The 14,070-nt window shown below is 50.4% G+C and carries 16 protein-coding genes; 15 read left to right on the top strand and 1 reads right to left on the bottom strand.

Annotation, left to right across the window (positions count from 1 at the left end):
- Positions 1-100: 100 nt before the first annotated feature.
- From ABEA66_RS17995 to ABEA66_RS17935, 13 genes are all read left to right on the top strand, one after another.
- Complete coding sequence (locus ABEA66_RS17995) at positions 101-2,107, top strand: heparinase II/III domain-containing protein (RefSeq protein WP_345589524.1); 2,007 nt, start codon at positions 101-103, stop codon at positions 2,105-2,107.
- A gap of 280 nt (positions 2,108-2,387) precedes the next feature.
- Entirely contained in the window at positions 2,388-3,287 is a 900-nt protein-coding gene (locus ABEA66_RS17990) for a pectinesterase family protein (protein ID WP_345589522.1), read from the top strand.
- Between the two features lie 361 nt (positions 3,288-3,648).
- Positions 3,649-4,407 (top strand): DeoR/GlpR family DNA-binding transcription regulator, encoded by a 759-nt coding sequence (locus ABEA66_RS17985; protein ID WP_192702824.1) that lies wholly within the window; start codon positions 3,649-3,651, stop codon positions 4,405-4,407.
- A 185-nt stretch (positions 4,408-4,592) separates the two neighbouring features.
- Positions 4,593-6,047, top strand: a complete 1,455-nt coding sequence (locus ABEA66_RS17980) for an amidase (protein ID WP_345589519.1) — start codon at positions 4,593-4,595, stop codon at positions 6,045-6,047.
- 54 nt (positions 6,048-6,101) lie between these two features.
- Complete coding sequence (locus tag ABEA66_RS17975) at positions 6,102-6,422, top strand: GNAT family N-acetyltransferase (protein WP_345589517.1); 321 nt, start codon at positions 6,102-6,104, stop codon at positions 6,420-6,422.
- A 112-nt stretch (positions 6,423-6,534) separates the two neighbouring features.
- Complete coding sequence (locus tag ABEA66_RS17970) at positions 6,535-7,293, top strand: hypothetical protein (RefSeq protein ID WP_345589515.1); 759 nt, start codon at positions 6,535-6,537, stop codon at positions 7,291-7,293.
- A gap of 104 nt (positions 7,294-7,397) precedes the next feature.
- Entirely contained in the window at positions 7,398-7,577 is a 180-nt protein-coding gene (locus ABEA66_RS17965; protein WP_192702820.1) for a hypothetical protein, read from the top strand.
- Positions 7,578-7,643: 66 nt separating this feature from the next.
- Positions 7,644-8,123 carry a GNAT family N-acetyltransferase gene (locus ABEA66_RS17960; protein WP_079910086.1) on the top strand — a complete coding sequence of 160 codons (480 nt, stop codon included), beginning with the start codon at positions 7,644-7,646 and terminating at the stop codon, positions 8,121-8,123.
- A gap of 307 nt (positions 8,124-8,430) precedes the next feature.
- Positions 8,431-8,919 carry a pantetheine-phosphate adenylyltransferase gene (gene coaD / locus ABEA66_RS17955; RefSeq protein ID WP_179135967.1) on the top strand — a complete coding sequence of 163 codons (489 nt, stop codon included), beginning with the start codon at positions 8,431-8,433 and terminating at the stop codon, positions 8,917-8,919.
- Between the two features lie 37 nt (positions 8,920-8,956).
- Positions 8,957-9,517, top strand: coding sequence for a CDP-diacylglycerol--glycerol-3-phosphate 3-phosphatidyltransferase (pgsA, locus tag ABEA66_RS17950; protein ID WP_345589510.1), 561 nt, complete (start codon positions 8,957-8,959; stop codon positions 9,515-9,517).
- Between the two features lie 34 nt (positions 9,518-9,551).
- Complete coding sequence (locus ABEA66_RS17945; RefSeq protein WP_345589508.1) at positions 9,552-10,010, top strand: NUDIX domain-containing protein; 459 nt, start codon at positions 9,552-9,554, stop codon at positions 10,008-10,010.
- 28 nt (positions 10,011-10,038) lie between these two features.
- The gene (locus ABEA66_RS17940; RefSeq protein WP_345589506.1) at positions 10,039-10,833 is read left to right on the top strand and encodes a phosphotransferase family protein; all 795 of its coding nucleotides are present in this window, start codon (positions 10,039-10,041) and stop codon (positions 10,831-10,833) included.
- Positions 10,830-11,375: a ribonuclease FAU-1 family protein gene (locus ABEA66_RS17935; protein ID WP_345589503.1), complete on the top strand. Its 546-nt coding sequence runs from the start codon at positions 10,830-10,832 to the stop codon at positions 11,373-11,375. Before ABEA66_RS17940 ends, ABEA66_RS17935 begins: the two co-directional genes overlap by 4 nt.
- Before the next feature lie 85 nt (positions 11,376-11,460).
- On the opposite strand, the gene ABEA66_RS17930 is transcribed toward ABEA66_RS17935, so the two are convergent.
- On the bottom strand, positions 11,461-12,411 hold the full coding sequence (locus ABEA66_RS17930) for a substrate-binding domain-containing protein (protein WP_345589501.1): 951 nt from the start codon (positions 12,409-12,411) through the stop codon (positions 11,461-11,463).
- Positions 12,412-12,529: 118 nt separating this feature from the next.
- Here ABEA66_RS17930 and modA point away from each other — a divergent pair, with 118 nt between their 5' ends.
- Together modA and modB are read left to right on the top strand one after the other, a co-directional pair.
- The gene (gene modA / locus ABEA66_RS17925; protein WP_345589499.1) at positions 12,530-13,381 is read left to right on the top strand and encodes a molybdate ABC transporter substrate-binding protein; all 852 of its coding nucleotides are present in this window, start codon (positions 12,530-12,532) and stop codon (positions 13,379-13,381) included.
- Positions 13,381-14,040, top strand: coding sequence for a molybdate ABC transporter permease subunit (modB, locus tag ABEA66_RS17920; protein ID WP_345589497.1), 660 nt, complete (start codon positions 13,381-13,383; stop codon positions 14,038-14,040). Before modA ends, modB begins: the two co-directional genes overlap by 1 nt.
- Positions 14,041-14,070 lie beyond the last annotated feature (30 nt).

The raw sequence follows: 14,070 nt of genomic DNA, 5'->3' as shown, positions 1-14,070 counted from the left end.
CGACATTTTTGCCCAACAGACCGTAACTTTCCCGCACTGAATTTTGGTAACCTGAACAGGAAGCAATCTTAGGCATAACGATAGGACAGGGGGAATTTGTATGTGGAGCAAGGGTTATTTTGAACAGATTCGAGAGAAATGTAAGCGTTATCCAGAGGTTCAGCGCATTTATGAGCAGTTTCGCCGCCAGCCGGAGGAGATGCTGGCTCAACCCTTCGACATTCCGCTGCTTGGTGGCGGCTGGAGCCATGACTATAACTGTCCTGCCGACGGAGACCGATTGATTCTGATCGACCGGCATCACCATCGCTGCCCGACCTGCGGAAGCGTATGGAGCGGTTCGCCCTGGGACGAGGTAGCGACGGCGAACGAGCATTGGAATTACAGTAAGACATGCCGCAATGCGGCTGTACTGTTCGGAATAGATAGAGATATTCGCTGGGCCGATTGGGCTAAGCGGGTGCTGCTGTTTTATGCTGATCATTATCAGCAATATCCGCTGCATGACCGGTATGGCGGGGCCAGCCATACATCCGGCAAGGTGATGTGCCAGACCTTATCTGAGGCGAGCTGGCTTTGTCTGCTTGCGCAGGGCTTTCACATACTGAAGCTGCAGGATGTGTTCACCTTGGACGAAATCAACCATATCACCCGCGGCCTGCTGCTTCCTGCCCTGGATGTCATTGCGAATAACCCGGCAGGCATATCGAACTGGCAGACCTATCATAATGCGTCCAAGGCTTTGGTCGCTGCAGCCTTAAATCGTCGCGAGATGATGCAGCAGGTTCTCGATGATCCGTCCAACGGATTTTATTTTCAAATGGCTAACAGCCTGGGAGAAGACGGCTTCTGGTATGAAGGCGCTTGGGGATATCATTTCTATACCTTAGAGGCCCAGACCTTGATCGTCCTTGCGGCGGAAAGCTTTGATTTGCATCTCTATCAGGATCCGCGCTTTCAGTCCATGTATCGTGCTCCGTTGGAATGTATGTTTCCTGACGGGACGCTGCCCCCGATTCATGACTCGGCAGAGGTGAATATAAGGAAGTATGCGCATCTATTCGAGTTCGCGGCGCGTTATATCGGCATAGGCCATGAGGTTGTTCGAAGAAGCGGGGACAGAGATTCACTCTACAGTCTTCTCTTCGGCTTTGAGGAGGAGACGCCATCCCAGCCTGTCGGCCATAATAGCACTACGATTCATCACGACGGATTCGTGCATCTTAAGAAAGCGGGGATGCTGTTTCTTAAACAGCAGGGGGACTCCCTGAAGAAAGGGCGCCTCGCGATGATTGATTATGGAGAGCATGGCGGCTGGCATGGTCATCAGGACAAGCTGAATTTGCTTTACTTTGCAGGCGGACATCCATGGTTGACCGATGCTGGCATGCTGCCGTACGGCAACCCGATCCACTTCGATTATTTCAAACAGACGGCAGCCCACAATACCGTAGTCGTCGGCGGCCGGTCCCAGGCAGAGGCGGAAGGATGCATACGGGTGATGAGAACCCATGACGATGGAGTCATGGAGGCAGTCATGGAAGTTAGCGGCGCCTATCCCGATACCGTGTTGAAACGTAAAATCATGATGAAGGATGATATTCTGCTGGATGTTTTCCGGGTTCAGTGCAAGGAAGAGAAGGATATCGATTGGATTATTCATACCCAAGGGTTGCCTGTCATAGACCAGGATGCCCTAATGGACCTGCGCTGGAAAGAGACTGCCGGAGATGTCCTTGGTTCGGAGGACGGATATCAATATTTTAGCAATCCTAGAACAGGATGTTGGAATAAGAGCCAATGGACGATGACGTGGAAGTGGAATAAGGAGTCTCCGGATGAACGATTGTCCCTGATAGCGCTGGGTGCGCAGCCAGGGGAGGAGCTGTATTTGGCGGAATCCATCGCGATGCCGTCCGTCGGCAGGAGAAGCACTTTGATACGGAGAAGGAAGCTCGTGAAGGATACCGTATTCGTAGCTGTATTTCATGCCTCCGGAAACGGCGGAGAGCCATCGGCATTTGCTGAATATGATGAGGGTTCGGATGAAGTTGTTGTCCATATTCCCGGCCGGCTCCCGGTGACACTTTCAACCCGAATCGATTGAGAGAATAACAAATGGTAAGGCTGAGCCGGCAAGTCGCTTTAGGGCGAATTGCCGGCTTATTTAAGTGAACCGGAAATACTGCCACGAATGACAAAAAAACTGAAATTGCTTCCAAATGAAGCATAAATCAGTAAAGAAACGCAGGACTGCTTGTGATAACATGGATGCGTTGTGAAGCGTGAATGCGTCGGGGCGGACCGGGAAGTACAAGGTTCAGCCATTGATGCAGTGCAATTAGCGCAAGGATCTTAAATCTATTATACAAGGGAGCATGCGGGCTATGAAATGGATAGTAGATCAGCAAGGCGGCGGTGATTTCCGTACTGTACAGGCGGCTGTGGATGCTTCCCCGGATGGAAGCGACCAAACAATCACCATTTACATAAAAAACGGAGTGTATGAGGAGAAGCTTATCGTCCCGAAGGAAAAACGCAATTTGCATTTGATCGGGGAATCACGCGAAGGCGTTATTTTGACTTATTCCGATAATGCCAAAACGTTAGGTGAAGATGGAGAGCCGCTCGGAACGTTCCGAAGCTCCAGCACATATTTTCATGGAGACGATTTCACGGCGGAGCAGTTAACGATCCGCAATGCGTCGGGCCAAGGAACAGGGCAGGCGGTTGCGGTGTTTGTAACCGGTGACCGGGCTGTGTTTCGCCATGTCACGATGCTCGGCTTTCAGGATACGCTATACACCGGGGAAAGCAGGCAGTATTATGACGAATGCCGTATTGAAGGGGACGTTGACTTTATTTTCGGTCCGGCCTGTGCGGTGTTCCAACGATGCGAGATCCATAGCAAGCGAAAAGGCGGCTATTTGACAGCGGCGTCTACTCCGGAGCAGCAGCTGTACGGCTATGTATTTTTGGATTGCAAGGTAACCGCGGATGAAGGGATGACGGATGTGTACCTAGGCAGGCCTTGGAGACCCTTTGCCCATGTGGCCTGGATCCGTACGGAGATGGATGCGTCGGTCAAACCGGAAGGCTGGCACAACTGGAACGACCCTGAGCGGGAAGCAACAAGCCGGTATTACGAATACGCAAGCCGCGGGGACGGGGCGAATCCGGAGGCGAGAGTGCCCTGGTCAAGACAGCTGGCTCCTGAAGAGGCGGCAGTTTATACGGTAAGTAATATTTTGGGCGGAGCAGACGGTTGGAACCCGGAACGCCGGTAAATATCCGCTATGCTGCTAATCATAACAATTCATAACAATTTATTACTAGAACAAATATTCCGAATGTTTCTAAAATCCATGCATGTCACAACGAGTTGTGGTTGCATGGATTTTTTGATTTGTTGCAGAGGGCGGGTATGAGTAAGACAAAGACCTATGTTATCGGCTGAGTTGGAGCGGAATGCTAGTGCAATCGTCCATCTTGTTGTACAATATATGGCGCTGGGATCAGTTGCACCATATCTACAAGCTATAGATACAATCCAGAATAGCGCTGCCTGCCAAAGTCAGGAATTCGAAGCTTGGAAGCAGCAAGCGTTATTGTGGTTTGACTAATTATAGAAACGAATGAGGGATTAGGATGTTGGTTGCCCAAAGATGGCAAAAAATCGTACAGCTCGTCAACGAAAGAGGAAGTATCCGTGTATCGGAGCTCAGTGCAATTTGTGAAGTGACGGAAGAAACGATCCGCCGGGATTTGGATAAGCTCGAAAGCGAGGGCAAGCTGCTGCGCAGTCATGGCGGGGCGATCAGCATTCCTTCCTCACAATCGGAGACTCCATATATGGAGCGGGAGACAACGAATGCGGAGGAAAAGCGTCGAATCGCCCAGGAGGCGGTTCGTCATGTCAACGAGCATGACCGGATTATTCTGGACGCCAGCTCAACGGCCTGGTATATGGCACAGCTGCTGCCGGACGTCACTTTAACCGTATTGACCAATTCAATCAAAGTCGCAATGGAATTAAGCGCGAAGGAACGAATCAAGGTCATATCTACCGGCGGTCTGCTTTCTTCCAGATCGCTCTCTTATGTCGGTCCGCTCGCAGAACGTTCGTTAAGCACGTACTATGTGGATAAAGCGTTCATTTCCTGCAAAGGTCTCCATCTTCAACGGGGACTTAGTGAATTTAACGAGCTTCAGGCACTGATTAAGCAGAAAATGATCGGTATCGCCGATAGGACCTTCGTATTGGCTGATTACAGCAAATTCGGGCAGCAGTCGCTGGCTCAAGTCGCTGCTTGGGATGATATCCACTATGTCATAACGGACGGGAAAACAGACCCGACGATGCTTGAGCAGCTGAAGGAACGGTCTATCCACGTAATACAGATATAGGCTGGCTTATTACGATGCGGAATTGAAAAGCTTGAGCAATCAAGCAAGCTTGAGCAATCAAGCTTTTTTCTTTTTGTAGGAGACAGGATTTATTCCATTAGAGTCATTCTTTCCCAAGTGAAATTAGAAGGTGTATGGTACCATTTAGAAATAATGAAGGGTGTTAAGAAAAAGGAGGTCTTCCTGTGTTAAATATAGAAGAAGCGACAATAGCCAGGCTTCAGAAGGCAATGGAGCGGGGGGAATGCTCGTCCTTCGACCTCGTACAGCAGTACATGGAACGGATAGCCGCCTATGACCAGCAAGGCCCGTGTATCAACGCCGTATTAGAGCTGAATCCGGATGCGCTGCATGCGGCGGAAGCAGCTGATGCCGAGAGGCGTGCAGGTCAAGTCCGCGGGCCGCTGCATGGGGTTCCAGTGCTAGTGAAAGATAATATCCAGACGGGGGATAAAATGCATACTAGCGCCGGTTCTATAGCGCTCGCGGATCATTATGCCAACGAAGATGCGTTTATCGTTTCCCGCCTCAGGGAAGCGGGGGCTATTATTCTGGGCAAAGCGAATATGACGGAGTGGGCCAACTTCATGACCGAAGGGATGATTGCCGGTTATAGCTCCAGAGGAGGGCAAGTTCTAAATCCTTATGGGAGGAACTTATTTGCCGGGGGCTCAAGTACCGGCTCTGCCGCAGCCGTGGCCGCCAACTTGACGACCGCAGCTGTAGGTACGGAAACATCAGGATCCATCATCAGTCCGGCAGTGCAGAACTCCGTCGTCGGCATCAAGCCTACGTTGGGGCTGGTTAGCCGCAGCGGGATTATTCCGCTATCCCACAGCCAGGATACGGCAGGTCCGCTTGCCCGTACCGTTGAGGATGCGGCCATTCTTCTCGGCGTGCTGTGCGGATTGGATCCGCAGGATCCGGTAACACGTTGTTCACTGGGAGTCAGAGTCACTGACTATACCTTATTCCTCGATAAAAACGGGCTGAAAGGAGCCCGTATCGGTGTACCGCGTCAAGGGTTTCATGAGGATATGACGGAAGAGGAAAGGCAGCTTTTTACCCAAATCCTTCTTCAATTAGAGGAAGCAGGCGCGCAATTGATTGACCCGGCCAATATTCACTCGGCGGAGGAGCTTTCCCAGTTTCGATCCAGCGTGTTCCTGCATGATTTCAAAGCGGACATTAACGCTTATTTGAGCAAGCTCCCCCCGCATCTTCCCGTGCATTCACTGAAAGAGCTTATAGCCTTTAATGAAGCCCATGCGGAGCAAGCCTTGAAATATGGTCAAAAAATTCTCATTGCCTCGGAGAAAACTTCCGGTTCTCTGAAGGAGCCCCAATATATTAGAGATCGGCTGAACGATATCCGGTTATCTCGAACGGAAGGCATAGACCGAACGATGCGGGAGCATCATCTTGACGCTCTTTTATTTCCCGAGACGTTAGGGGATACGATTGCCGCCAAAGCCGGATATCCTTCCCTTGCCGTACCGGCAGGATATTTGAAGGACGGGAGACCCTACGGCATTATGTTCGTCGGAACAGCTTTTACCGAACCTGTTCTTATCAAGCTGGCTTATGCGTTCGAGCAGCTGAGCAATTCCAGGAAGCCGCCCAGGCTCGATGCAGAATAAGACTCCTATGGTTGTGCAGTAGTGTCCAATGTTAATAAGGGGGGGAATCAACCCATGGAGATCATGCTGCGGACGGAAACACCGGACGATTATGGGTCCATTGCCGAACTGCATGCCCATAGCTTCACCCATGGATTCGGTATCGGGGAAAGCACCTTGACTAGCCTGCTCCGAAAACGCAGAACATATGACCCGGAGTTATCGATCGTTGCAGAAAGCAGGGGACGTGTGGTGGGGCATGTATTATTCACCCCTCAATCTATTATGGTGAAAGATTGTGTGCTTCAGGCCGTGATCCTGGCTCCATTGGCGGTGCATCCCGACTTTCGGCAGCAAGGCATTGGTTCCATGCCTGTTGAATTCGATACTTTATAGGTAAACAGGTGCCGCGGGCATCTGTTTTTTTCTATGCATATTCCCACTGCACACACACCACTATGTAAAGTATGGTACAATGTGGAAAATTCGTCTCTCTCAGGAGGATGCTATGAGAGCTACTCAAGACGTGCTGGATATATGGAAGCAATTCGATACGTTTCCTATGGAAACATTATCGAAAGCTTGGATTGCTTCGGTTTCAGGCAGCGGCAGGCAGAGAACCGTAGAGGTCATGGAGGAGCATCGCCAGCAGTATGGATTATCGGGTAATTGCTTTGATCTTGCTGCGTGGCTTATTCATAAATACAAGGCCGAGGGAATGGAAGCCTATGGAGTGGGCCATGGCCTGTGTACGCCGAAGGCTCATGTTGCGGTGGTGGCCGTAAATCATCAAGGATATCGATATTTTTGTGATCTGGGAGATCAATGGATCGAACCTGTGTTGATTGACCCGGATAATGAGGATTTTAGCCAAGCAGAGCTCGCGGGCTTCGTTACTGGGGGGAAAGTAAAGGTAGAAGCAACGAGCCCCGGGGTCAGATTCTCCTATATTCGGCCAAATGGAAAAGTAAGCTATCAATCGTTTGATTTAACCCCGATCGGGAGCGATGAATGGATGGCGGCAGCGTGCTATTCCCAGTCTTTGTTAAGACATCCGTTAGTCGAGATGAGACTGCCAGCATCCCGCGAAGTCATTCACTGGGAATTTGATAGCTGGAGCAGCTTCATAAGCAGCAGCGAGGGCTTAACCAAGGAGCCGCAGCTGGATACCAACGAAGAGTGGGCTGCAAGAATTCATGAGCGGACCGGTATGAGTCCGGAGATCGTACTCAAAGCGTTAAATCTACATTCGTCCCTGCGGAAATAATGTCCTTTTGCCCGGATGATTGGCTTGAAGCGCAAACTAGTGATTTCATGTTAAAATAGGTAGGGTAGTTAACGAGTTAATGAACAGTAAGCGGAGGAAAAGGCATGAAAAAAGAGATAATGATTTTATGGCTGGAAGAAAAAATTCAACAGATCAAGGATACGCCGGTCAGCGTTGTAGATACGAAGGAAAAGCAGCACTATTTGTTAGGCAGCCTGAAAACCCTGGAATTAATCAAGGAACAGCTGGAGCAGGGGAAATTCGACGAGATAACTCAAGAATAACGGTGGACGCCTGAACATGCAGTTGGCTATTTCGGGGGATTAGAAAGGGGAAAGGGGCGGAGGTGTATGATTCAGATTAGCCAATGCGATGTCCAGGACTATCGAAGGATAACCGATTTATACATAGAGCTGATGAAAGAAATTATCGGTTCTTCGGGCGGAGACCTTACGGCCTTTGATCCGAGTGATGCGCCGGAATGCTGCAAAAGGCTTCTTTCCTCCGGCACCTATATCGTTATTAAGGCGGAACATCAGGATAAGGGGGAGCTTGTCGGATTTTTGTCTATGTCCCCAAGCAGCTCCCTGTACGCCAACGGTTCCTTCGGCATCATTCAGGAGCTGTATATTTGCAGTGAATATCGATCTCAAGGAGTGGGCAGGCAGTTGATGGCTGCAGCCGTTGCTTATGCCAATGCTATGGAATGGACAAGATTGGAAGTAAGCACGCCTCCTTTGCCTGCATTCGTGAGAAGTCTTGCCTTTTATCAAAGGGAGGGCTTCGCGGTAACGGGCGGAGAAAAGCTGAAGCTGCTATTATCTACATAAGAACAGATGAATGAAGCCGGTACGAACAGCAGTCTCGTACCGGTTTTCTTGATATTTTATAGATTTTGTAATGGTACTCCCTGCAAAGTCTCTGGATATCCGCTTTGTGGGGGATTTTGTATTCCGGCGAGTTAGAACCAGAAAGGGACAAGCTCTAATAAGTTCACAGGGGTCCATTGGCGGCAAGGCATCGTCCATTTTACAAACAGGGATCTGTTCGGCTAGTATAGAGGAATGGGGATTACTTCCAAATTGGGTGGGCATAACAAACCTATTGTTCTATGTTTCCGGAAAGAGAGGAAAATGTATGAAAGCCATTTACCCTGGGTCGTTCGACCCGTTTACGCTGGGGCACTTGAATATTTTGGAGCGGGCTACAAGGCTGTTCGATCAAATCGATGTGGTCATAGCCATCAACAAATCCAAGACGGCGATGTTTTCACCGGAGGAACGATACCAGATTGCTAGGTTATCCACGCTTCATCTCGATCAGGCGGTTCGTGTCGTCCATTATGCCGGCATTATTGCCGATTACATTAAAGAGAACCACATGGATGTCATCATCAGAGGGATTAGAGGTTCTACAGATCTGGACTATGAAATCAAGCTGGAGCAGTACAATCAAAAAGCGTGCTTTGCCGAAACGGTCTATTTGACGCCGACGACCCAGCATTTGAATACGAGCAGCACTTTGGTCAAAATGTTTTTACAGACTCAAAGAATCGAGCTAGCTCACGAGTATTTGACCGAGAACGCGATGAGATATATTCAAGACGTCCTGGGGCGCCGCAGCTAGCAGAACTGGTGAAATCCAATCCATAGGGAGGCCTGTCATGAATCTGGCCAACAAAATTACGTTAGTCCGGATTTGCATGATTCCATTAGTAGTACTGTTTCTATATCCCTACCCGAATAAGGCTATGGAGCCTTATGGGGAAATCGTTGCAGCAGGAATATTCCTGCTTGCAGCGGCGACTGATCGATTGGACGGATACGTAGCAAGAACCTGCAATCAGGTTACTCGACTGGGCATGCTGCTTGACCCGCTGGCGGATAAGCTGCTGATTAGCGCAGCCTTGATTGTTTTGGTCGAGAGCCATAAGCTTCCTTCCTGGATAGCCGCTATTGTGATCGCTCGCGAGATGCTGATAACAGCGATACGGATCGTCGCTGCTCGCAAAAAGATAGCGCTAGCAGCGGATCATTGGGGCAAAATCAAGCTCGCTGCGCAGGTTGCAGCCGTTACGGCTGTCATCCTGAATCAAGAGCTGGCCTTCTGGTTCGGCGGAATAGAATTCGATCAGATCCTGATGTATGCGGCGGCAGTGCTGACAGTTTACTCTGGGTATCATTATTGGAAAAACAACAGGAAGCGGTTGGAACTCCATGGGTAGCTTCAGCCTAGGTTTCTAAGGGAGAGGAAGAGCAATGCGCATTATCGTAACTGGCGGAGCTGTCATTAAGGATCGGGATGGCAGAATCCTGATGCAAAAAAGATCGGACTACGGCCATTGGGGGCTTCCCGGAGGCGGGATGGAGGCCGGGGAATCCGTCGAAGAGACGATGAGAAGAGAAGTTTATGAAGAAACGGGACTTATCGTTGATGATTGCGAGCTCTACGCAGTCTATAGCGGTCCGAGAATGCAGTACCGGTATCCGGACGGCAACGAAGTCGTCTTCGTCATGTTTATATTTGAAGCGGGAGCAGACTGGGAGAAGAAGCTTGCAGCCGACGGAACCACGCTCCTGTTTCGAGATTGTCATCACGAATCTTTAGTGCTGGAATTTAAGCATTTGTCGGAAGTGGAGCTAGAGGAGATACGCACTGTACAGCGGCCGTTATTTGAGGACTTGAAGAACGGGGAACGTAAGCTGCTTCGGACGTAAGGCCAACTGGTAAAAAGGGGGAGCTTGAATGGAGCTGGGAGCGAAGCTCGGCCAAGGTAGGGAAGCAGAGGTATACAGGTACGGGGAAGGTCAGGTTGTGAAGCTGTTTTTTGCTCATACGCCGCTCAATGTTATTGAACATGAATTTAAAATGGCGTCCACGATTCAGGATTCTGAATTGCCGATGGCTAAGGCATATGCAACCGTACAAGTGAATGGCAGAGGCGGGATAGTATATGAGCTGCTTGAAGGACCGACATTGCTGCACGTGCTCTTGGAGGACCACTCCAAAGCCGCATGGATAGGGGAGATAAGTGCCCGGCTGCACGCGAGGGTTCACCGATGCCGCAAGGAACATCTTCCTTCACAGAAAGAAGCTTATGAGAAGAAAATAAGGGCCGTGAAGCTGGATTCCGGCTTGAAAGATAAGGCGCTTCGGCTGCTGGAGCAGCTGCCCGACTCTCAGGAGGTATGCCACGGGGACTTTCATCCGGATAATGTGCTGCTTACGGCGCAAGGAGCCTACGTTATTGATTGGATTAATGCCAAAAGTGGACATCGGGCCGCAGATTTCGTCTTAAGCGCCCTCATGCTGAAAATAGCCGAGCTTCCCGATCATATTCCGAATGCCGGGCAGTTCCATCTGGCAAGAGCATCGCTGTACAAATCCTATACCCAATCCTACCTAAAAGAGCTGCCCCTCTCTAAGGAGGAGGTTATTCCGTGGATCCCGCTTGCGGCGATCTTCCGGCTGGAGCAAGGAATTGGGTCGGAGCACTACCGTTTGCTCAAAATCATTCGGAGGTCCTTAAGCCGCCTATGAAGCAAAAGATTGCGAACCGTCCGCACTGGAGCAGAATTGTGCAAAAAAGATATTATCAGCGGAATGTGAACGACGATGTGTTCGAGGGATATGTAAGCTTTCTGTGCTTGGATAAAGTACGGGAGCCTCTTTTTGTCCAGTATGCTGAGGAAAGAATCTGTATCGCTGCTGATGGCTATACCTGGCTGATGCTGTTTCCGGCGAACCGTCATCATAGCATCACCGTCATGCTGGATACTCAAGATCAAGTGCTTCAATGGTATTTCGATATCATCAAGCACATGGAGCTGAACGACGAAGGAGTACCTGTCATTCATGATCTTTATTTGGATTTGGTTTTGCTGCCTAGAGGAAGCTATCATATCCTGGATGAAGAAGAGCTGCAAGCAGCTCTTGATAACGGCACCATTGGGACGGAAGACTATGAAATGGCGGTGCAAGAACTGGAGTCCGTCCGGCAAAGCATCGAAAACGGGAACAACCCCTACGTTCTTCATGTACAGAAATATGTGGAGCTGCTGCGAGAGTGCCGTTCCATATAAAGCTTTTATCCTTTTGTTTAAAAAAAGCCGTGTTTCTTTCCCGCTAATGGAGAGGAAAATACGGCTTTTTGCTATTTACGAAGCGCTAGCTTTCGTATAACCGTTGGCCGGTCAGCGATAAATCGTAGCCTTGGATCGCTCGAAGCTCATTTTGGAAGGATTCCGATTGCAATATACGAATGACCGTGTCTATCCATATCTGATTTTCCGGCTTACGAAGCATGACAAGATCGTAGCGTTCCTCTATCAAAGGGATAAAATCGACTTGACCGACGATAGCCGCAGCCTTCTCAATACCGACGCCCACATCGGCTTCGCCGGAGGCGACTTTACCCGCAACCGCCATATGGTTCGTCTCTTCTCTCTCGTACCCATCGAGCTGCTCGGGGAGAATCCCGTGAAGACGCAGCTGCTCATCCAGCAGCACGCGGGCTCCCGAGCCTATTTCCCGGTTGACCAAACGCAAGCCCGGCCGGCTCAAATCGGGCCAGCTCTTGATCTTTAGCGGATTCCCCTTCTGCACATAAAGACCGGCCTTTCGGGACAGCATGTTGACCACCGTGTAGGAAAATCCTACGAGCAGCTTGCGGATGTAGGGGAGGTTGTATTCTCCCGTGTCTCCGTCCAGCAGGTGGGTGCTCACGATGTCGGATTCTCCGCGGTACATAGCGATCAGGCTGTCAAGGCTGCCGACATAGGAACGTAGGGGGCGGATGCCGGGAAGCTGCTTCTCCATATGCTTCGCCAGCAAATCGAGGCTGATATCCTGGCCCGTGATCACAACGGAACGAGCTTCCAAGCCGGAACGCACAGGAGCTGACGCAGCGGGCTGATTGATGGCAACAGTATGCTCAATGGCCTGGACTTGCTTGGCCCTTTGCTTGTAACGGTTCAAATCCTCGGCGTCTACCCGCATTTGCTTGCCTACCCTATAGGAGGGGAGCTCCCCTTTTTTAATAAGATCATAGACTGTGAGCTTGGATATTTTTAACAGCTTGGCGATTTCTTCTGTCGTGTAGGACATCTCGCTGGTCATGACAATCCTCCCGGACGATATAAATTAGGATTTACTTTTGTATGGTGGTGTCGCTATAATAGATCTAATTATATTTAATTATAACTAATTATATCTAATTATAACTAAGGAGAATGAAATGTTTACATACTGTAAAAAAAGCTTGGCCATGTCCCTGCTTGTAGGGCTGGCCGTCCTATTCTCCGGATGCGGCACACAGCCGCAAGCGGGTGCAGGCTCCAGCGACTCAAACCCATCACTAGCAGCCTCAAGCCCGGCCCCGGCCGCCAAGGTAGAGCTGACCATTTCAGCCGCCGCCAGCTTAACGGATGCATTGAAGGAGATTCAAGCATCTTACGAAGCCAAGCACAGCAATGTGAAGCTGAACTTTAACTTCGGAGCCTCCGGCTCGCTGCAGCAGCAGATAGAACAAGGAGCGCCGGCGGACTTGTTTCTCTCGGCCGCGACCAAAAACATGCAGGCGCTAGTCGATAGGCAGCTGGTCGATAAAGATAACCAAAAGAACCTGCTGACGAACGAGCTTGTCGTAGTCGTTCCGGCTGATGCCAATGCATCGATCGGCAAGGAAGAGGATTTGACACTTTCGACCGTGAAGAGCATTGCTATCGGCATCCCGGAAAGCGTTCCGGCAGGAAACTATGCCAAGGAAGCGCTGACCCATGCGAAGCTGTGGGAGAGCCTCCAGCCCAAAACCGTACAAGGCAAGGATGTCCGTCAGGTGCTTCAGTATGTAGAGACCGGGAATTCCGATGCAGGCTTCGTTTATAAAACGGATGCCCTGACATCGAAGAAAGTCCGGGTGGCCTTCTCCGTTAATCCGTCCTGGTATACGCCTGTGGAATACCCCATCGGGATCGTGAAGGCGACAAAGCACGGCAAGGAAGCGGCGAAAGTATACGATTATTTGCAGTCGAAGGAAGCGCTGGATGTGTTCGTCAAATACGGCTTCTCCGCGCCTAAAGGCTCCTGATGAACGGAATATCGTTCTGGTCACCAGTCCAATTATCGCTGCAAGTAGCGCTATTGTCCAGTGTGGCGGTAACTATCGTTGGGGTAGGGTTGGCATGGTGGATGTCAAGGAGATCGTTCAGGGGGAAAATTCTCGTGGAGACGGCCTTCATGCTTCCGCTCGTGCTGCCCCCGACGGTGGTCGGCTTCCTGCTGCTTGTGCTGCTTGGAAGAAAAAGCGGGCTGGGGCGCCTGATCGAGTGGATCTTTACGGCGCCGATCATATTTACATGGTGGGCCGCCGTTATTGCCTCGGTCGTCGTTGCGTTTCCTCTGGTATATCAGACGATGAAGGTCGGTTTTGCATCGATAGATCAAAGCTTGGAGGATGCCGGCCGATCCATGGGGGCGAATGAGTGGCAGCTGTTCCGGTATGTTACGCTACCCCTGGCTGCTCATTCGCTCATCACTGCTTTTATACTTGGCTTCGCGCGCGCATTGGGGGAGTTCGGAGCAACGCTGATGATAGCAGGCAATATTCCCGGTAAAACCCAAACGATTCCGACCGCCATCTATGTAGCCGTGGATTCCGGGAATATGCATCTGGCTTGGGCCTGGACCGGGATGATGATCCTTATTTCCTTCGTTATGCTGCTGCTTACTGGAAGGAAGAGAAGCTAGCCGTCCTTTTATAGTTGCAGGAATGCTGAA

The sequence above is a fragment of the Paenibacillus vulneris genome, assembly GCF_039543185.1.
GTDB lineage: Bacteria > Bacillota > Bacilli > Paenibacillales > NBRC-103111 > Paenibacillus_S > Paenibacillus_S vulneris.
Note: the sequence above shows the minus strand (reverse complement) of the source record. Positions and strands in the feature narration are given on the sequence as shown.

Coding starts and splice junctions, on each gene's coding strand:
- ABEA66_RS17940 (WP_345589506.1), top strand. CDS start 10,039: ATGGAGCTGGGAGCGAAGCTCGGCCAAGGTAGGGAAGCAGAGGTATAC.
- ABEA66_RS17985 (WP_192702824.1), top strand. CDS start 3,649: ATGTTGGTTGCCCAAAGATGGCAAAAAATCGTACAGCTCGTCAACGAA.
- ABEA66_RS17995 (WP_345589524.1), top strand. CDS start 101: ATGTGGAGCAAGGGTTATTTTGAACAGATTCGAGAGAAATGTAAGCGT.
- ABEA66_RS17970 (WP_345589515.1), top strand. CDS start 6,535: ATGAGAGCTACTCAAGACGTGCTGGATATATGGAAGCAATTCGATACG.
- ABEA66_RS17960 (WP_079910086.1), top strand. CDS start 7,644: ATGATTCAGATTAGCCAATGCGATGTCCAGGACTATCGAAGGATAACC.
- ABEA66_RS17965 (WP_192702820.1), top strand. CDS start 7,398: ATGAAAAAAGAGATAATGATTTTATGGCTGGAAGAAAAAATTCAACAG.
- pgsA (WP_345589510.1), top strand. CDS start 8,957: ATGAATCTGGCCAACAAAATTACGTTAGTCCGGATTTGCATGATTCCA.
- ABEA66_RS17930 (WP_345589501.1), bottom strand. CDS start 12,411: ATGACCAGCGAGATGTCCTACACGACAGAAGAAATCGCCAAGCTGTTA.
- modA (WP_345589499.1), top strand. CDS start 12,530: ATGTTTACATACTGTAAAAAAAGCTTGGCCATGTCCCTGCTTGTAGGG.
- ABEA66_RS17975 (WP_345589517.1), top strand. CDS start 6,102: ATGGAGATCATGCTGCGGACGGAAACACCGGACGATTATGGGTCCATT.
- coaD (WP_179135967.1), top strand. CDS start 8,431: ATGAAAGCCATTTACCCTGGGTCGTTCGACCCGTTTACGCTGGGGCAC.
- ABEA66_RS17945 (WP_345589508.1), top strand. CDS start 9,552: ATGCGCATTATCGTAACTGGCGGAGCTGTCATTAAGGATCGGGATGGC.
- ABEA66_RS17935 (WP_345589503.1), top strand. CDS start 10,830: ATGAAGCAAAAGATTGCGAACCGTCCGCACTGGAGCAGAATTGTGCAA.
- modB (WP_345589497.1), top strand. CDS start 13,381: ATGAACGGAATATCGTTCTGGTCACCAGTCCAATTATCGCTGCAAGTA.
- ABEA66_RS17990 (WP_345589522.1), top strand. CDS start 2,388: ATGAAATGGATAGTAGATCAGCAAGGCGGCGGTGATTTCCGTACTGTA.